The following is a 15134-nucleotide window of genomic DNA, read 5'->3' as shown; positions in this document are numbered from 1 at the left end:
TCTATAATGATCAATATTGACTACTCAAGAATTACAAATAGACAAGGTTTTGATCTAAAGCGATGCTAATAGAGGTTTTCTTCAACAGCTTGAAAATTATGATCAGAGTCAATAGCGGGTATAATTAAACGAAAGCATGTTTTTTCGTGTTCAGAAATATATAGCAAGCGTGCCTGATTGGCCTCACAAAAAGCTTGTGACAAATACAATCCTAGACCAGTCCCTGTTTTGTCTGTTGTAAAAAATGGGTTAAACAAATGTTTTAAATCTTCATTGCTTACACCATTACCGTCATCTAATACATCGATTATAACATCGTTGTCGGCGCAGTAAATTTCAATTTCCACATAAGCATGAGGGTGGCTATAGCTACTATAACGTAAGCCATTATTGATCAAGTTTATCAATATTTGCTCCAATTGATGAGGGTCAAATTGGATAGTAGGTTGGGTTTTCACCCTTAGAAAAATGTCGTGTCCTTTGAAGTAGTTTTCTAAAAATGCGGGCATCCATTCAGCCAATACAATTGATTGCTGAGAAGCGGCTTGTTGGCGCGACAGTTTTAAAATATCTTCGATGATACGGTTCACCCGTTTCGTTTGTGAAAATATCATTTTATAGAGCTCATGATTACCCGCCATATCTACATGTGGTGCACTGGCCGATAGACTGTCATCTGTTTCAAACTCAGTAAAATCTTCCATTAAAAGCTGGCTGGCTTGAGAGATAGCAGCGAGAGGATTTCTGATCTCATGAGCGATACTGGCTGTCAGCTGACCCAATGATGCCAGTTTTAATTGCTGTGCGCTGGCTTGTTCACGGCGTAAGTCTTCTAAAATAATTAATTTACTGTCATCTTTTAGTGGAATGATTTGTACACGCAGCTTACCAAATATCGAAGCATTGGCTATCTCAGGCACATCATAAGTAAACGTACGCGATTGTCCTGTAGCCACTGATAGGCAGGCTTTGAGTAGCTGAGTATGTTGCCTGCTCAGTTGCTGTTCAAAGTTAGACAAAACGGCATGGCTACGGTCATCTCCTGTAGCCGTCAAGGTCTTATGTGCTTGTATTGAAGAGCTCTGTGCAATGCTGAGCAATTGGTGAGCTGCCAGGTTCGCAAGGACAATATGCTGTCTGTCGATGACGATAACCCCGTTGACCATTTGCGTGATGACTTCTTGATTGATCACATTGAGTCGTTCGACTTCTTTGGCATGGGTTGCAGCTACTTTTTCAAGTTGCACCAAACGCTGAGAGATGGACCAACTCAAACCGCCCACTGCCAAAAAGCTGGCTGACATCAGTAATGCATCACCCAAGTTAGCTAAGCTCATACTATTGGCAATAGCATAGAAAAACTGCTGGTAAATGACAAAAATAATAGCCAGTAAAGTAATAACTAGGGCTTGAGAGCCATGGAGTAGCATGAAGCTGGCGGCAACAACGACCATGTATAGCATAGTCAGCTGTAAATCAGGTTCCCCTGCGGTATAGAGCAATAGACTCAATATAATAACGTCGAGCACCAGACCAAATGCGAGTTGCCGGCGCATTTGTTTGTTCACCACATAAAACAGGCCCAGCAAAATCAAACTCAGCATCACATAAAAACTCAATGCGGTTTGCTGCAAGAAGCTGGGGAGAGAGTCGTTGTTATCAGCTCGAGCAGCGATATATAGCATCAGCATAGAAAATATGCTGACGATAAAACGATAACTGCTATAAATGATGCCCAATCTACGCAATTGCGGCAAAGGAATCGTATCATCTTGATGGATGTAGCGTGTGATGGCAGAGACGAGTCTGGTAGCAGGTTTCATAAATTGACCATTACAAAAAAGAGGTGCTGAGCAGCTTAGGGTTGAATCAAACCATGGCGAATGGCAAGGTGGGTCAATTTCACATCACTATCAACCCCGACTTTTTCATAGATACGGTAGCGATACGTGTTGATGGTTTTGACACTGACAAATAATTGATCAGCAATTTGCTGAGGGCTTTGGCAATTGACGACCATCATGGCGACTTGTTTTTCTCTATCACTTAATAACTCAAAAGGTGAAGTGGCATTATCAGACAACAAAACATCGGCCAATTGCTCAGCAACATCTTGACTGAAATAACGACCTCCTTGATAGATTTTTTTGACAGCGCGTATCATCTCGTCAAGCGGAGTCCCTTTAGTGATATAGCCATTTACGCCAGCTTTTATCAACATTGAAGGATAAGGCTGGGCTGACATGCTACTCACTGCCAAAATCTTAATACCCATATCGAGCTGAATCAGGCGTTTGGTGGCTTCAAGCCCGCCGATATTTGGCATATTGACATCTAGCAATACCACATCAGGACGTAGCTGCTTGGCCTGTTTTATCGCCATATCTCCGCTGTCTGCTTCACCCACTACTTCGATATCGGGGCTGTCTGATAACATGCGACTAATACCCATCCGCACCAAATCATGATCATCCACCACCAATACTTTAATCATAACCATACTCTTTGTTGTTTGTCAGAATGAATTTCTTATAAGAATGAGATCGTAGGAAAAACGAAACTGTTTTGAGATATATTTTGTTTCCGAATATAAAAAACATTGATAATGCACCACGTAAATGTCAGTACTTAGTCCATTTGAAAGTTATCAGTTAATATAGAAAGGTATAAAGAATCATAGCATTCTAAGTTAAGTTATATTTCTATATTGTGAATCAATGTTTCCACAATATAAACTGGTTGTGTCAAAGTTTGAATGGAGTCAAAAAAAACCACTAAATCAGTTTGATAGATTAAACTTAAATGTAAACCATGATACACTAAAAATACAAAAGCTCTATGTGAGTACTTACAAACACATCTACAAACGCTACGTACGTTTTTGGCGTCAGACAGTATGTAACTGGCGTGATAGCGACAGCAGGAGGCATAATGAAGCAACTACCATTAACCAAACAGCAATTGATCGCTGCTATGATTTCATTGAGTTTGGGCAGTGTTGCACAAGCCGCACTTACAATTAATGGTAGCACTGAGACGACCTCTAGTGCCCGTATGAGTTGGGGCGGTGCTGATAGCCTATCTGAAGCACGCAACATTATGTATAAGTCTAACAGCTCAGCTATCAAAAAAGTCGATAATGGTTATGGTACGACCAATATCACAAACACCAATAGCTTTGCGAGCAGTAGCAACACCAATGGCGCTCGTTACAATACAACTTATCGCGGTGCATTTGGTAGCAGCAACATGATCCCAATCAGCACTGACTCGCGCAGTGTTGCAGTAATTGATGCCGAAACTGGCGAATCTATCTACGAAAAAGATGCAGATATTGCGCGCCCTATGGCCAGTATTACAAAAGTAATGACGGCTATGGTAGTGCTGGATGCTGGTCTCGATATGCGTGAAGAGATCACACTTGATCCAGAGGATTTTGTTGGTCCTAAGCGTGCAAGCTCACGTCTAAAATCAGGTGACCGCATGAACCGTGCAGAGCTACTGCTGATGTCTTTGATGAAATCTGAGAACCCAGCGGCAAAAAGCTTAGCGCGTAATTATCCAGGTGGCTACAATTCTTTTATGCGTGCAATGAACCGAAAAGCACAAGATTTGGGCATGAGCACGGCATTCTTTGGAGACCCAACTGGACTTGATAAACGTAATGTTGCTTCCTCAAATGATTTGGTAAAAATGGTACGTGCAGCTGGCAACTACGATGTCATTCGTCGTTTTTCTACTACTAAGAGCTATGACTTCTTTGTCTCGAACTACTCAAGCGGTAATCGCACTTACAGTGCCAACAATACCAGCAGTTTAGTTCGTGCAGGTGATTATCCAATCGGGATCTCAAAAACAGGCTTCATCAACGAAGCTGGGCGCTGCGTTGTAATGGAAACACGTGTTAATAATCGTCCAGCGATTATCGTTATCTTAGGGGCAAACAGCTCAGCGACACGTTGGGGAGATGCCAAAAACATCCTAAATAGCTTAGCAACACGCCGTACGGTATAAAGCGTTTATTTTGAATACATAAAGGGCTGTTATTTTACATAACGGCCTTTTTATTGTGTTGTGTTTAAGAATAATAAATCAAGGATGTTTACTATGAGTCAATCGCCACAATCTCAATCTATTGCGCCACCGAAGCTCTACTTGCTGACCAATGATGATGAGTTTGGTCTATTGTACCAAAAGCTAGAAGCAGCGCTATCGACAGGTTTGATTGGGCTATTACAGATTCGCCGCAAGCAGATCATGAGCTTACCAAATGGTGATGCGATGCTCTATGAGGAAGCGAAGCAAATTGTCGAGTTGGCTAACATATATGAGGTCCCAGTCGTCATTAATGATGACATTGAACTGGCAGTAAAGCTTGGCGTCGGTGTGCATCTGGGTCAAACAGATGGAAAGGTTAGTGATGCCTTGCAAGTTCTAGCACCATCCCAAATCATTGGACGTACCTGCCACGGTGATATAGAACTCATCAAAGAAGCGAAAGAGAACGGAGCAAGCTATGCGGCAATGGGTGCGGTATTTGCTTCTACCACTAAGCCAAATGCGAATATTGTCTCACGTCAGCAACTAATTGAAGGGTGTCAACAGGACATACCGATATGTGTCATAGGTGGATTGACTGCAGAAAATATCTCAGATCTGGCGGATATACCTATTGCTCTTATAGCAGTAGTGAACGATATCATGGGATTGCCAGTACATAAAGTTGCTGAGCGTTGCTATGAATGGCAGCAGGCATTTTCTAAATAGAAAGTACCCGTCTAAAGGGAAAACACTTACTTGATAATATTTTTTGAAAGAACTGATCAAAAAGCTGAATAACTATTCGGCATGTTCCATACATAAAGTGGCGTAGGGCAGTGCTTCTAATCGTTGTTCTTCGATTTGCTCTCCGCACACTTCACATTCGCCATAAGTACCGTTTTCGATACGACTCAATGCATTTTCAACGTAAATGAGGCTTTGACGTGCTTCGCCCATTAGATTCTTGCGCATATCGTTCTGGCGATATGAGATGGCTTGATCCTCCCAGTGCTCATTGAGATCATCTTGTGGGTTTTGGATATGATCTTCGATTTTGTCAATTCGAGACTCGTATTCATCTTTTAACTTTAATAAGTTTTGTTTTGCAGTCTCTAAATCAATACTCATAATGCTCTCCTAAAGGGTTGTTGTTATTGTCAATGCTCCTATCATAAAGACCCTGACTGCTGAGTACCACCACGAAATGTTACTGTTTATTGAATCGGCTCAACACTAGTAAATACAATCGATTCGTTGAAATAGACGTCTAAGAATAATAGCTCGCTATATCAACATTACGCAGGTTTTTGTAGCGTTGCTTGCGAGCCTATGATAGAAAACTGGTAGAATATATCGCCGCTGATTTCTAACTGCTTATCCAGTCCAACAAAATAAATGGGTAAACAGCCTGAGCGTTTAGCGATAAAGACATAAATAATGAGCATGTAAAGCGATAATCCAAATCGTTGAGTACATATAATGGCTCATAGTTAGAAAGACTATTGGTCTTATTAATAATGATAGCAGTTGTAAATTAACAAATGTGTTGATACATAGGAGCAGGTAATGAATTTTTTGCGTATGAGTGAGCTGAACTTAACGGACAAAGTAGTATTGATCCGAGAGGATTTAAACGTCCCCATTAAAGACGGTAAGGTTACGAGTGATGCCCGCTTACAAGCAAGTTTACCCACTATCGAGATGGCGTTAGAGAAGGGCGCTGCTGTGATTGTATGCTCACACTTAGGACGTCCAACAGAAGGCAATCCTGAAACCATCTACTCATTGGCACCAGTTGCTGACTATTTGACAGACAAGCTGGGCTCGAAAATATCGACGCCAGTACGCCTTAATAGTGACTACCTGATGCAAGGTACCGCAGCAAAACCTGGCGAAGTTGTACTACTAGAAAACGTACGCTTTAATGATGGTGAAAAGAAAAACGATACAACTTTAGCAAAGCAGTACGCTGATTTGTGCGATATTTTTGTCATGGATGCTTTTGGTACCGCACACCGTGCACAGGCATCAACAGAAGGGGTTACCCAAGCGATGCGTCAAGCAGGTAAAAGCGTTTGCGCAGGACCTTTGCTGGCAGCTGAATTAGACGCCTTAAGCCAAGCGCTAGAAACGCCAGCACAGCCGATGATTGCTATTGTTGGTGGATCAAAAGTGTCTACTAAACTAGAAGTACTACATAGTCTAGCTGAAGTGTGTTCGCAAATTATCGTTGGTGGCGGTATTGCCAATACTTTCTTGGCCGCTCAAGGGCATAGTGTTGGCGCCTCACTGTACGAGGCAGATTTGCTCGATACTGCGTGTGACATTATGACCAAAACTGAGATCTTGCTACCGGAGTATGTCGTTGTTGCCGATAAAGGCGATATCGATTTTTCTGATTTTACAGGTTCTTTACAGAAAGCTGCAGCAACCATCAAGTCTGTTGATGCAATCGGCGAAAATGACATGATATTGGATATCGCGCCACAAAGCGCAGAGCAGCTTGCTGATGCCATTATTAATGCAAAGACAATCTTGTGGAATGGTCCGGTAGGTGTTTTTGAGGTTGATGCTTTTGGTCAAGGCACACAAATACTGGCAACTGCCGTAAGAGACAGCGATGGTTTCTCTATAGCTGGTGGCGGTGATACATTGGCGGCTATTGACAAGTACCAAGTTGCTGATGGTGTCAGTTATATGTCCACAGGTGGCGGCGCGTTTTTAGAGTTTGTCGAAGGGAAGGTACTCCCAGCAGTTGCAGCGCTGCAAACTGACGCCTAAGAAGTTAACGTTACTCAGCAGTTTAGTAACATTAGACGTACAACTAATAGTAGGTATCTAAGGTAGTCTGTGAAAATAATATTTTGACTGTTGTTTTTCTTATTTTTATTTACATAAGTGAGAACGGTAGTCATTCATTATCAAGCGGTAATTATTTGTTTATATACTGAAAATTATTATTGCATGTCTCATTCGCACTCTATAAAATAGCGCGACCATGTATCTTGACATGCATTATTTACGAGAGGTTTATTATGTTAAAACGTCATTTGTTACTTGCTAGCGTACTTGCTGGTACTTTCGCAGTTACTGCATGTAGCCAACAAACTGAAGAGAATACGGAAGCTGCTGTTGAATCAGCTGCAGATGATGCTGAGATGAATGCAGAAGCTGCCGAAGCTGAAGCTGAAGCTGCTGCCGCTGAAGCTGAAGCTGCTGCCCAAAACGCTGCTGCTGAAACAGAAGATGCTGCACAAAATGCTGGCGCTGCTGCAACAGACGCTCTAGAAAACACTGGTGATGCTATTGCTGAAGGTACTAACACAGCGGTCGAAAATACTGCTGAAGCTGTTGCTGATGGCGCTAACGCTGTTGCTGACGGTGCTAACGATGTTGCAGTTGATGCAGAACAGCAGTACTAAGCAAAGTAATAAGTACTTTGATGACTGTTTGGATATTATCAGTAACTGATAGATCATCCTTTTAATTAGTCATTGCTTTATAAGCCTCGAAATATTAGAAAAGCCTTGGTGATTGCCAAGGCTTTTTGCGTTGTGCGCTATTAGGATAATGGATAGCGTGACTTAACATATTTGATTTGGTATATGTCACTCAATCTATGCCACCAAGCCTATATGACTCATAACAAGTATGATAGAAGGGGTTGGCGCAGATGCACTAATCAGACTGACAAATAGTCAGGTAACCGCTACGAAGACAGGACAATTTTTGCTATAATCACCGCGTGATGACCACGCCCAAAATTATTTAGGGTTTTATCATTCTGCATGTCGTCTTATAGGCAGTAGAGTGGTCGTCATTTCTAACATACTATTCAAAATCCAATCAGAGAGCGTCTTATGGCCCTAATATCCTTACGTCAACTTCTAGATCATGCCGCTGAACACAGCTATGGTGTTCCTGCTTTTAACGTTAATAACTTAGAGCAGATGCGTGCAATCATGATGGCTGCGGATGCTTGTGATTCACCTGTCATCGTTCAAGCCAGTGCAGGCGCACGTAACTATGCAGGGTCGACATTTTTGCGTCATTTGATCATTGCTGCTATCGAAGAGTGGCCACATATCCCGGTGGTAATGCATCAAGACCACGGTATGTCACCAGCTATCTGCCAACGCTCAATTCAACTTGGCTTCTCATCAGTCATGATGGATGGCTCGCTTGGTGAAGATGGCAAAACGCCAATGGATTACGATTATAATGCTAGCGTTACTCGCGAAGTTGTCAAAATGGCACATGCTTGTGGTGTCTCTGTAGAGGGCGAGATTGGTTGCCTAGGTAGTCTAGAGACTGGTATGGCTGGTGAAGAAGATGGTTCTGGTGCTGAAGGTGTATTAGATCACGAACAGCTATTGACTAGTGCTGACGAAGCTGAGCAGTTTGTAAAAGACACCAATGTCGATGCGTTAGCGATTGCTATCGGTACCAGCCATGGTGCTTACAAATTCACACGTCCACCGACAGGCGATATTTTGTCTATTGAGCGTGTAAAAGAGATTCATGCGCGTATTCCTAATACTCACCTTGTCATGCATGGTTCTTCATCAGTGCCACAAGAATGGCTAAAAGTCATCAACGAAAACGGCGGTGATATCGGCGAAACTTATGGTGTGCCTGTTGAGCAGATCGTAGAAGCGATCAAACATGGTGTACGTAAAGTCAATATCGATACTGATTTACGTCTGGCATCAACCGGCGCTATCCGTGAGTTCCTTGCGAAAAACCCAAGTGAATTTGATCCACGTAAATATTTCAAAGCGTCTATGGTCGCGATGTCAGACATCTGTACTAATCGTTTTGAAGCGTTTGGTTCAGCAGGTCAAGCGCACAAGATCCGTCCAACTAGCCTTGAAGGTATGGTTGGTTTTTACCAGTAGTAGACTATACTGGTAAAAGGTAAGCTTATACAATGAATGGCAGCTGATTTTTATAATCGCTCATACAAGAGGTCGTAAATAATGATTGGATTGATTACTGGACAGGTGCAGTACTTGATGGCGCCGACGGCTTGTATCATGACAACCTCTGGTGTGGGTTATGATATCGAGCTGCCATTGCCGTCGTTTTGTCAACTACAACTCAATGAGCAAGCGAGCATCTGGACGCATTTTCATGTACGCGAAGATGCGCAGTTGCTTTACGGTTTCATAGATCGTAAAGAGCGTGATGTTTTTCGTCAGTTGATTAAGATCAATGGCGTTGGGGCAAAAATGGCATTGGCTATGCTCTCTGCAATGTCAGCAGCTGAGCTCAAAATGCATGTCGAGCAAGAGTCGGAGACGGCATTGACTCGTATACCAGGTATCGGCAAAAAAACAGCTCAGCGCTTATTAATTGAGCTAAAAGATAAGCTGAAAACTATCGAAGTCGATAATGGTGCGTTTGAGTTGACGCCTCAAGAAACTACGGTTTCTCACGAAGGCAGTATCATCGCTGAAGTAGAGGGTGCGCTGATTAGTTTGGGCTACAAAGAAAAGGAAGCGCAATTAGCGATAAAAGCAGCCAAGAGTAAAGGGGATGGTTTTTCTGATACTCAAGGTTTGCTAAAAGCCACACTGCAGCAACTGTCTGGCTTTTGAGTAATACCAGATATCGATAACAGTATCATTATGCAGTAAAAAAATAAGCGACATTGAGTGTCGCTTATTTTCGTTTTGACACCTGTTTAATGATGTTTTGCATGACTTATGCGCAGCGTTTGGTTATGCTATTTATTACCTAATATTTTTAATACAACGATAAATTCTATGATGCAAGATCGCTTAATTAATCCACTAGAGGGTGCCAGTGATGCACCCGATGCCAACATCCGACCAGCATTATTGGCTGAGTATATTGGTCAGCCGGTGGTACGTGAACAGATGGAAGTGTTCATCGGTGCTGCTCGTGGCCGTAACGAAGCGTTAGACCATACACTTATATTTGGGCCGCCAGGATTGGGTAAGACGACTCTTGCCAACATCATTGCTCGTGAGATGGGTGGCAATCTACGCTCTACCTCAGGACCCGTGCTTGAGCGTCCAGGTGATCTGGCAGCCATGTTGACCAATCTAGAGGAAGGCGATGTGCTGTTCATTGATGAGATTCATAGATTGAGCTCGGTCATTGAGGAGATACTGTATCCAGCAATGGAGGACTTTCAGCTGGACATTATGATTGGCGAGGGGCCTGCTGCGCGTTCTATTAAGCTTGACTTGCCGCCATTCACATTGGTGGCAGCAACGACGAGAGCTGGGCTGTTGACCTCACCGCTGCGTGATCGTTTTGGTATTGTGCAGCGTCTTGAGTTTTATAATATTGCTGATCTTACAACGATTGTTAGTCGAGCAGCTCGCCTCATGCGTGTGCCGATGAGTGAAGATGGTGCGATTGAGATTGCCCGTCGCGCTCGTGGTACGCCGCGGATTGCTAACCGGTTATTACGCCGAGTGCGTGATTATGCTGAGGTAAAAGGTGATGGCAGCATCAATGGCGCGATTGCAGGTAGTGCGCTAGATATGTTGGCAGTAGATAGACGTGGTCTTGATCATTTAGACAGACGCTATATCGAGATTTTGCATGAGCGTTTTGATGGTGGTCCTGCTGGGGTGGAAGCTGTGGCAGCGGCAATGGCTGAAGACCGCGGCACGCTAGAAGACGTGATTGAGCCCTATCTGATTCAACAAGGGTATGTCCTTCGTACCGCTCGCGGACGGGTTTTGACACAAATGGCCATTGATCAAATGTTATGACAATGAGCATTAAAAATGCGCCTGCTTTTAATTAGAAGCAGGCGCATTTTTTTGTTTATTACTTTGACTCTATGTGTGTTTTGATTTCTATCAGATTATTAAGAAATAGGTAGCGTTTCAGGCCATATCTTTCCGGGGTTAAAAATATTATTGGGATCAAGTGCTGACTTGATAGCTCGCATCAGCATTAATGCGTTACCATGTTCTTGATCCATATATTTTTGTTTGCCTTGCCCGATACCGTGTTCGCCCGTACAAGTGCCATCCATCTCAATAGCGCGTGTGGCTAAGCGTCCGATAATGCCTTCAGCGGTGGCGACTTCTTCAGGATTGTCTGCATCGACCAAGAGTAAGACATGGAAATTACCATCACCCACATGACCGACGATAGGACCAATCATACCAGCGTCTTCGATATCTTTTGCGGTAGCGCTAACGCACTCCGCCAATCGTGAAATGGGCACGCAGGCATCAGTGGATAAAGCACTCGCTTCAGGTCTCAGAGCGGAGCTGGCATGATAGGCATTGTGCCTCGCTTGCCACAGTCGTTTGCGCTCAGCTTCATTGGTATCCCAAGCAAAATCACGACCACCAAATTCTTTGATGATATCGGTAAAGATTTGAGCTTGTTCAGCAACGCCCGCTTCTGTGCCGTGAAACTCCACAAATAGGGTAGGCGTCTCGGTGAGATTCAGATTGGCATATTGATTACAGGCTTTGATTTGCATGGCGTCCAATAGCTCAATACGAGCAATAGGCAGACACATCTGAATGGTTAGCATCACTGCCTGACAGGCCTCTTCAATGGTCGAGAAATGACAAATACCGCTCCCTATACATTCACTAATCCCAAACAGTTTCAGCGTGATTTCAGTAACAATCCCTAAGGTTCCCTCAGAACCTATCATCAGCCGTGTTAAATCATACCCTGCGGCAGATTTTTTGGCTCGCGTGCCTGTACGTACGATATCTCCGCTCGCAGTGACCACCTCGAGCGCGAGTACCACATCTTTCATGGTGCCATAACGTACCGCATTGGTACCTGAGGCGCGAGTGGCAACCATGCCGCCGATACTGGCGTTGGCGCCAGGATCTATCGGAAAAAACAACCCTGTATCGCGCAAATAATGATTCAACTGCTCACGCGTCACGCCAGGCTGTACGGTAACCGTCAAATCGTCACTATCGACTTGCAAAATAGCATCCATGGCATGCATATCGATGCATAGACCACCGTAAGGGGCGTTCAATTGACCTTCTAATGATGAGCCAATACCGAAAGCGATCACTGGCATCTTATACTGATTGCAAATCTCGACTGCCGCGGCGACCTCTTGTTTGTTCTGTACAGTCAATACAGCATCTGGCGGCTGATTGGCCAGCCAAGTCATGGTATGACCATGCTGCTCACGCACTGTCGAATTCACACTCAACTGCTTACCGAAGCGCTCTTGTAGGGCTGCGATGGCGTCGCTGTGATTTGGGTTTTCGGTACTTTGAGTCTGTGACAATGGTAGTGATAACATAAGGTCTCCTATAGACAATGCAATTGCTTGGCATCAAATTAGCATATTCAGTATCCATTTGATATGAGTTGATGACAGGCATTTGTTCTATTTTATCTAAATTAGAATACGCCACACAACCACTAAAATCGCCAATAAGTAAAAGACAGGCGCAAACCAGCCTACTTGAGTTGCAATACCAATACTAATCCCGAATCCTGCCAACGCTAACCAGTCGCGGCGACGGTCATTGAGCATATCAGCACGGATTTGTTGTATCTCACGCAGTTGGCTGTCTTGGCGTGATCCTTGTGAGGCAAGGCTTTGTAGCCCTTGGTCAAGTAGCTTTGGAATATCAGTGGTAGACAGTAGCACTTCAGGCAATTGCTGGCGCAGCTGTTGTAGATTACGCATAGGATCTAGCTGCTCTTTGATCCAGCTACTCAAAATTGGCTTGGCAAGTGACCAGATATCAAGATCAGGATACAAGTCGCGACCAAGTCCCTCTACATGAACTAATGTTTTGAGCAAGAGCATTAGCTGCGGCGGTATACTCATATGATGACGACGGGCAATGTCTAAAATCTGCATCAGCACACCAGCAAAATCGATATCGTTGATTGATTTTTGTAGCATCGGGCCAACAGTGCGTTTCATATCACGCATTAGGGCATGTTTATCCGCATTTGGTGGTATCCAACCTGCACGGCTAACGATATCAACGACCGCGGTAAAGTTGTTATTCATGACCGCAAGTAACATACGTGCCACGATAAGCTGATCGTCTTTTGATAATGTGCCCATAATGGCGCAATCAAGCCCGATATAGCGTGGCTGATGACCCAAATCGACCGCTGCCATATCTGCATGTAGTGTTTGCACAGGCGGTGTTTCTACGAAGACATTACCTGGATGCATATCAGCATGAAAAAAGTTATCACGAAAGACTTGGGTAAAAAATATCGTTAAGCCTTTTTCTGCAAGCGCGGCACGGTCATAACCCAACTGATCAAAAACCTCAACTTGTGAGATAGGAACCCCTTGGATACGCTCCATGACCATCACGTTTTTGGCAGCATCATAGACTTCAGGCACATACATCAATGCTGAACCCAAGAAGTTGTTGCGCATCTGCGTGGTATTGTCCGCCTCAAGCGTCAAATCCAGCTCATTGAGCATCACCTGTCGATAGTCTTCGACAATATCGATGATATGAACGGCACGCGCCGCCTCGATACGTGCAGATGCCCAACTTGCCAGTTCTCGTAGCAATTCAAAATCAGAGACAATCACAGTACGAATATCAGGACGCACGACTTTTACGACGACTTCACGTCCGTCATGCAAGGCCGCCGTATGGACTTGTGCAATAGACGCTGCTGCTAGTGGCTTTATGTCGAAACGAGCAAACAGTGTGTCAATAGGCTGCCCAAGACCCTGTTTTGGATGCTCAATTTGGGCGATAGCAATATCTACATCAAACGGTTTAACTTTATCTTGTAGCTGTACTAATTGAGCAATAATCTCAGGTGGTACCAAGTCGCGACGCGTTGAGAGCAGCTGCCCCAATTTTAGGAATAGCGTACCCATATCTTCAAGCGCGTACTTGATTGCATTTGGCTGGTGCTTTTTACCCCACGCAGCACGGTGCGTACGAATTAAGCGTGCTAATGGTTGTAGCTGCGGTGCGTCTTCAAGAGGCAGGTGTGTATCAAGACGATACATCGCGGCGATACGCCAAAGCTCACGTAGTCGGGCATGATGGGATAGTAGCATGGGATTGGGTACTCTGGACAAAAACGAAAATAGGGTAGGCGCTGTGTTTCATACTAAGCACGTACTATCAGCAATAGTATTTACTTAACATGAATTAAATACGCTACTAGGGCATGTTATCAATTAGCGCGTTAAATCATTTAGCGGTCTTAAAACGGCTAAATTTTGCCAAATATCGTCAAAAATTTTGTGAATATGTCGATATTCTCTGCAATTTTTTCCTTGTTTGATTGCAGTTTATCTCATTCTAAGCCTCGCTATCTAAATGATAACACGCCCTAATAAAACGAACTATTGATGAAAAGAATTGTTGAGGAAACGGGCTTGCTCTTCTTTGATAGCAGCAAGCTTGGCTTGTTCACGTTCGACATCAGCACGCAGCTTCAACAGTTGCTGTTTGAGGTCATTGGCTTCAGCGACTTCAACAGGGTCAGGTGTGCTATTACCGGCGACATCATTAGCCCAATCACTAACATCGTCAAAAGCACGTTTGGCATTGTGACGCCAGGTACCTTTGAGCTGAGAGATGAGAAGATGTAATTGACTGGCCATCGGTTTACCAATCAGTGGCTCAAGCTGACCTGCTACATCGGGATCAAAGCCTGCCACCAGCTGCTTTAGCTGCATTAGTACTTTGTAATCACCAGCGATTGGTAAGTTACCTTCAGCGCCGCGCATCAGATTGAGCAGCTGCGCAGGATTGTCTACAGTGATGGTACAGTCTGGTCGGCTATGACCAAAACGTGCGCGCTCCATATTGGCTTTTTGACGCTCACTCATCTGGCCACTTGGCTCAAACACACTTTCAGTCATGACCGGCTCAAAACGCAAGCGATCATGAGAGAACAGGACATCTAAATCAATATCAGGCATACCCATATTGAGACGCAATACTTTACCCGCAAGTGGTGCCAAACCTGCTTTGGTAATCTCGTCACTCGCAATCGCAATATTAATCAGCTTTTCGGCACCAGCCAATAGTAAGACAGTCAGCATAAGGCTCTCGCATCGTTAAGTGAGCGCTTGATTAGCGCATAAAATATTAAGTATTAACGTCAGT

General features: G+C 44.0%; 14 protein-coding genes. 7 read left to right on the top strand and 7 right to left on the bottom strand.

The genetic code is table 11. The features are described from left to right. Positions 1-65: 65 nt before the first annotated feature. Together NJD71_RS03840 and NJD71_RS03835 are read right to left on the bottom strand one after the other, a co-directional pair. Positions 66-1823: a sensor histidine kinase gene (locus tag NJD71_RS03840; protein ID WP_319050627.1), complete on the bottom strand. Its 1758-nt coding sequence runs from the start codon at positions 1821-1823 to the stop codon at positions 66-68. 35 nt (positions 1824-1858) lie between these two features. Then, on the bottom strand, positions 1859-2494 hold the full coding sequence (locus tag NJD71_RS03835) for a response regulator (RefSeq protein ID WP_319050626.1): 636 nt from the start codon (positions 2492-2494) through the stop codon (positions 1859-1861). Positions 2495-2931: 437 nt separating this feature from the next. Here NJD71_RS03835 and NJD71_RS03830 point away from each other — a divergent pair, with 437 nt between their 5' ends. Then, on the top strand, positions 2932-4014 hold the full coding sequence (locus NJD71_RS03830) for a serine hydrolase (protein WP_319050625.1): 1083 nt from the start codon (positions 2932-2934) through the stop codon (positions 4012-4014). Between the two features lie 93 nt (positions 4015-4107). Further along, positions 4108-4767, top strand: coding sequence for a thiamine phosphate synthase (locus NJD71_RS03825; protein WP_319050624.1), 660 nt, complete (start codon positions 4108-4110; stop codon positions 4765-4767). 72 nt (positions 4768-4839) lie between these two features. Here the strand turns inward: NJD71_RS03825 and NJD71_RS03820 are convergent, their stop codons facing one another. Continuing rightward, a complete protein-coding gene (locus tag NJD71_RS03820) occupies positions 4840-5169 on the bottom strand; it encodes a TraR/DksA family transcriptional regulator (RefSeq protein ID WP_319050623.1) in 330 nt (109 codons plus the stop codon). Positions 5170-5336: 167 nt separating this feature from the next. Continuing rightward, the gene (locus NJD71_RS03815) at positions 5337-5486 is read right to left on the bottom strand and encodes a hypothetical protein (protein WP_319050622.1); all 150 of its coding nucleotides are present in this window, start codon (positions 5484-5486) and stop codon (positions 5337-5339) included. Between the two features lie 121 nt (positions 5487-5607). Between NJD71_RS03815 and NJD71_RS03810 the strand changes: the two genes are divergently transcribed. From NJD71_RS03810 to ruvB, 5 genes are all read left to right on the top strand, one after another. Next, positions 5608-6822, top strand: coding sequence for a phosphoglycerate kinase (locus NJD71_RS03810; protein WP_319050620.1), 1215 nt, complete (start codon positions 5608-5610; stop codon positions 6820-6822). Between the two features lie 254 nt (positions 6823-7076). Beyond that, positions 7077-7463 (top strand): hypothetical protein, encoded by a 387-nt coding sequence (locus tag NJD71_RS03805; protein ID WP_319050619.1) that lies wholly within the window; start codon positions 7077-7079, stop codon positions 7461-7463. A 438-nt stretch (positions 7464-7901) separates the two neighbouring features. Then, on the top strand, positions 7902-8939 hold the full coding sequence (gene fba, locus NJD71_RS03800) for a class II fructose-bisphosphate aldolase (RefSeq protein ID WP_319050618.1): 1038 nt from the start codon (positions 7902-7904) through the stop codon (positions 8937-8939). 81 nt (positions 8940-9020) lie between these two features. Beyond that, positions 9021-9641 carry a Holliday junction branch migration protein RuvA gene (gene ruvA, locus NJD71_RS03795; RefSeq protein ID WP_319050617.1) on the top strand — a complete coding sequence of 207 codons (621 nt, stop codon included), beginning with the start codon at positions 9021-9023 and terminating at the stop codon, positions 9639-9641. A 171-nt stretch (positions 9642-9812) separates the two neighbouring features. Further along, positions 9813-10793, top strand: a complete 981-nt coding sequence (gene ruvB / locus NJD71_RS03790) for a Holliday junction branch migration DNA helicase RuvB (protein ID WP_319050670.1) — start codon at positions 9813-9815, stop codon at positions 10791-10793. A gap of 98 nt (positions 10794-10891) precedes the next feature. On the opposite strand, the gene NJD71_RS03785 is transcribed toward ruvB, so the two are convergent. The 3 genes from NJD71_RS03785 to NJD71_RS03775 form a co-directional block, all read right to left on the bottom strand. Then, on the bottom strand, positions 10892-12319 hold the full coding sequence (locus tag NJD71_RS03785) for an FAD-binding oxidoreductase (protein ID WP_319050616.1): 1428 nt from the start codon (positions 12317-12319) through the stop codon (positions 10892-10894). A gap of 96 nt (positions 12320-12415) precedes the next feature. Then, on the bottom strand, positions 12416-14074 hold the full coding sequence (locus NJD71_RS03780; RefSeq protein WP_319050615.1) for an ABC1 kinase family protein: 1659 nt from the start codon (positions 14072-14074) through the stop codon (positions 12416-12418). 291 nt (positions 14075-14365) lie between these two features. Then, a complete protein-coding gene (locus NJD71_RS03775; RefSeq protein ID WP_319050614.1) occupies positions 14366-15070 on the bottom strand; it encodes a ubiquinone biosynthesis accessory factor UbiJ in 705 nt (234 codons plus the stop codon). Positions 15071-15134: the final 64 nt, after the last annotated feature.

This window comes from Psychrobacter sp. PP-21 (assembly GCF_033790785.1).
Lineage (GTDB): Bacteria > Pseudomonadota > Gammaproteobacteria > Pseudomonadales > Moraxellaceae > Psychrobacter.
Note: the sequence above shows the minus strand (reverse complement) of the source record. Positions and strands in the feature narration are given on the sequence as shown.

What these genes read in the sequence shown, in the direction of transcription:
- NJD71_RS03840 (WP_319050627.1), bottom strand. Translation starts at nt 1,823, where the DNA reads ATGAAACCTGCTACCAGACTCGTCTCTGCCATCACACGCTACATCCAT.
- NJD71_RS03835 (WP_319050626.1), bottom strand. Translation starts at nt 2,494, where the DNA reads ATGATTAAAGTATTGGTGGTGGATGATCATGATTTGGTGCGGATGGGT.
- NJD71_RS03830 (WP_319050625.1), top strand. Translation starts at nt 2,932, where the DNA reads ATGAAGCAACTACCATTAACCAAACAGCAATTGATCGCTGCTATGATT.
- NJD71_RS03825 (WP_319050624.1), top strand. Translation starts at nt 4,108, where the DNA reads ATGAGTCAATCGCCACAATCTCAATCTATTGCGCCACCGAAGCTCTAC.
- NJD71_RS03820 (WP_319050623.1), bottom strand. Translation starts at nt 5,169, where the DNA reads ATGAGTATTGATTTAGAGACTGCAAAACAAAACTTATTAAAGTTAAAA.
- NJD71_RS03815 (WP_319050622.1), bottom strand. Translation starts at nt 5,486, where the DNA reads ATGCTCATTATTTATGTCTTTATCGCTAAACGCTCAGGCTGTTTACCC.
- NJD71_RS03810 (WP_319050620.1), top strand. Translation starts at nt 5,608, where the DNA reads ATGAATTTTTTGCGTATGAGTGAGCTGAACTTAACGGACAAAGTAGTA.
- NJD71_RS03805 (WP_319050619.1), top strand. Translation starts at nt 7,077, where the DNA reads ATGTTAAAACGTCATTTGTTACTTGCTAGCGTACTTGCTGGTACTTTC.
- fba (WP_319050618.1), top strand. Translation starts at nt 7,902, where the DNA reads ATGGCCCTAATATCCTTACGTCAACTTCTAGATCATGCCGCTGAACAC.
- ruvA (WP_319050617.1), top strand. Translation starts at nt 9,021, where the DNA reads ATGATTGGATTGATTACTGGACAGGTGCAGTACTTGATGGCGCCGACG.
- ruvB (WP_319050670.1), top strand. Translation starts at nt 9,813, where the DNA reads ATGCAAGATCGCTTAATTAATCCACTAGAGGGTGCCAGTGATGCACCC.
- NJD71_RS03785 (WP_319050616.1), bottom strand. Translation starts at nt 12,319, where the DNA reads ATGTTATCACTACCATTGTCACAGACTCAAAGTACCGAAAACCCAAAT.
- NJD71_RS03780 (WP_319050615.1), bottom strand. Translation starts at nt 14,074, where the DNA reads ATGCTACTATCCCATCATGCCCGACTACGTGAGCTTTGGCGTATCGCC.
- NJD71_RS03775 (WP_319050614.1), bottom strand. Translation starts at nt 15,070, where the DNA reads ATGCTGACTGTCTTACTATTGGCTGGTGCCGAAAAGCTGATTAATATT.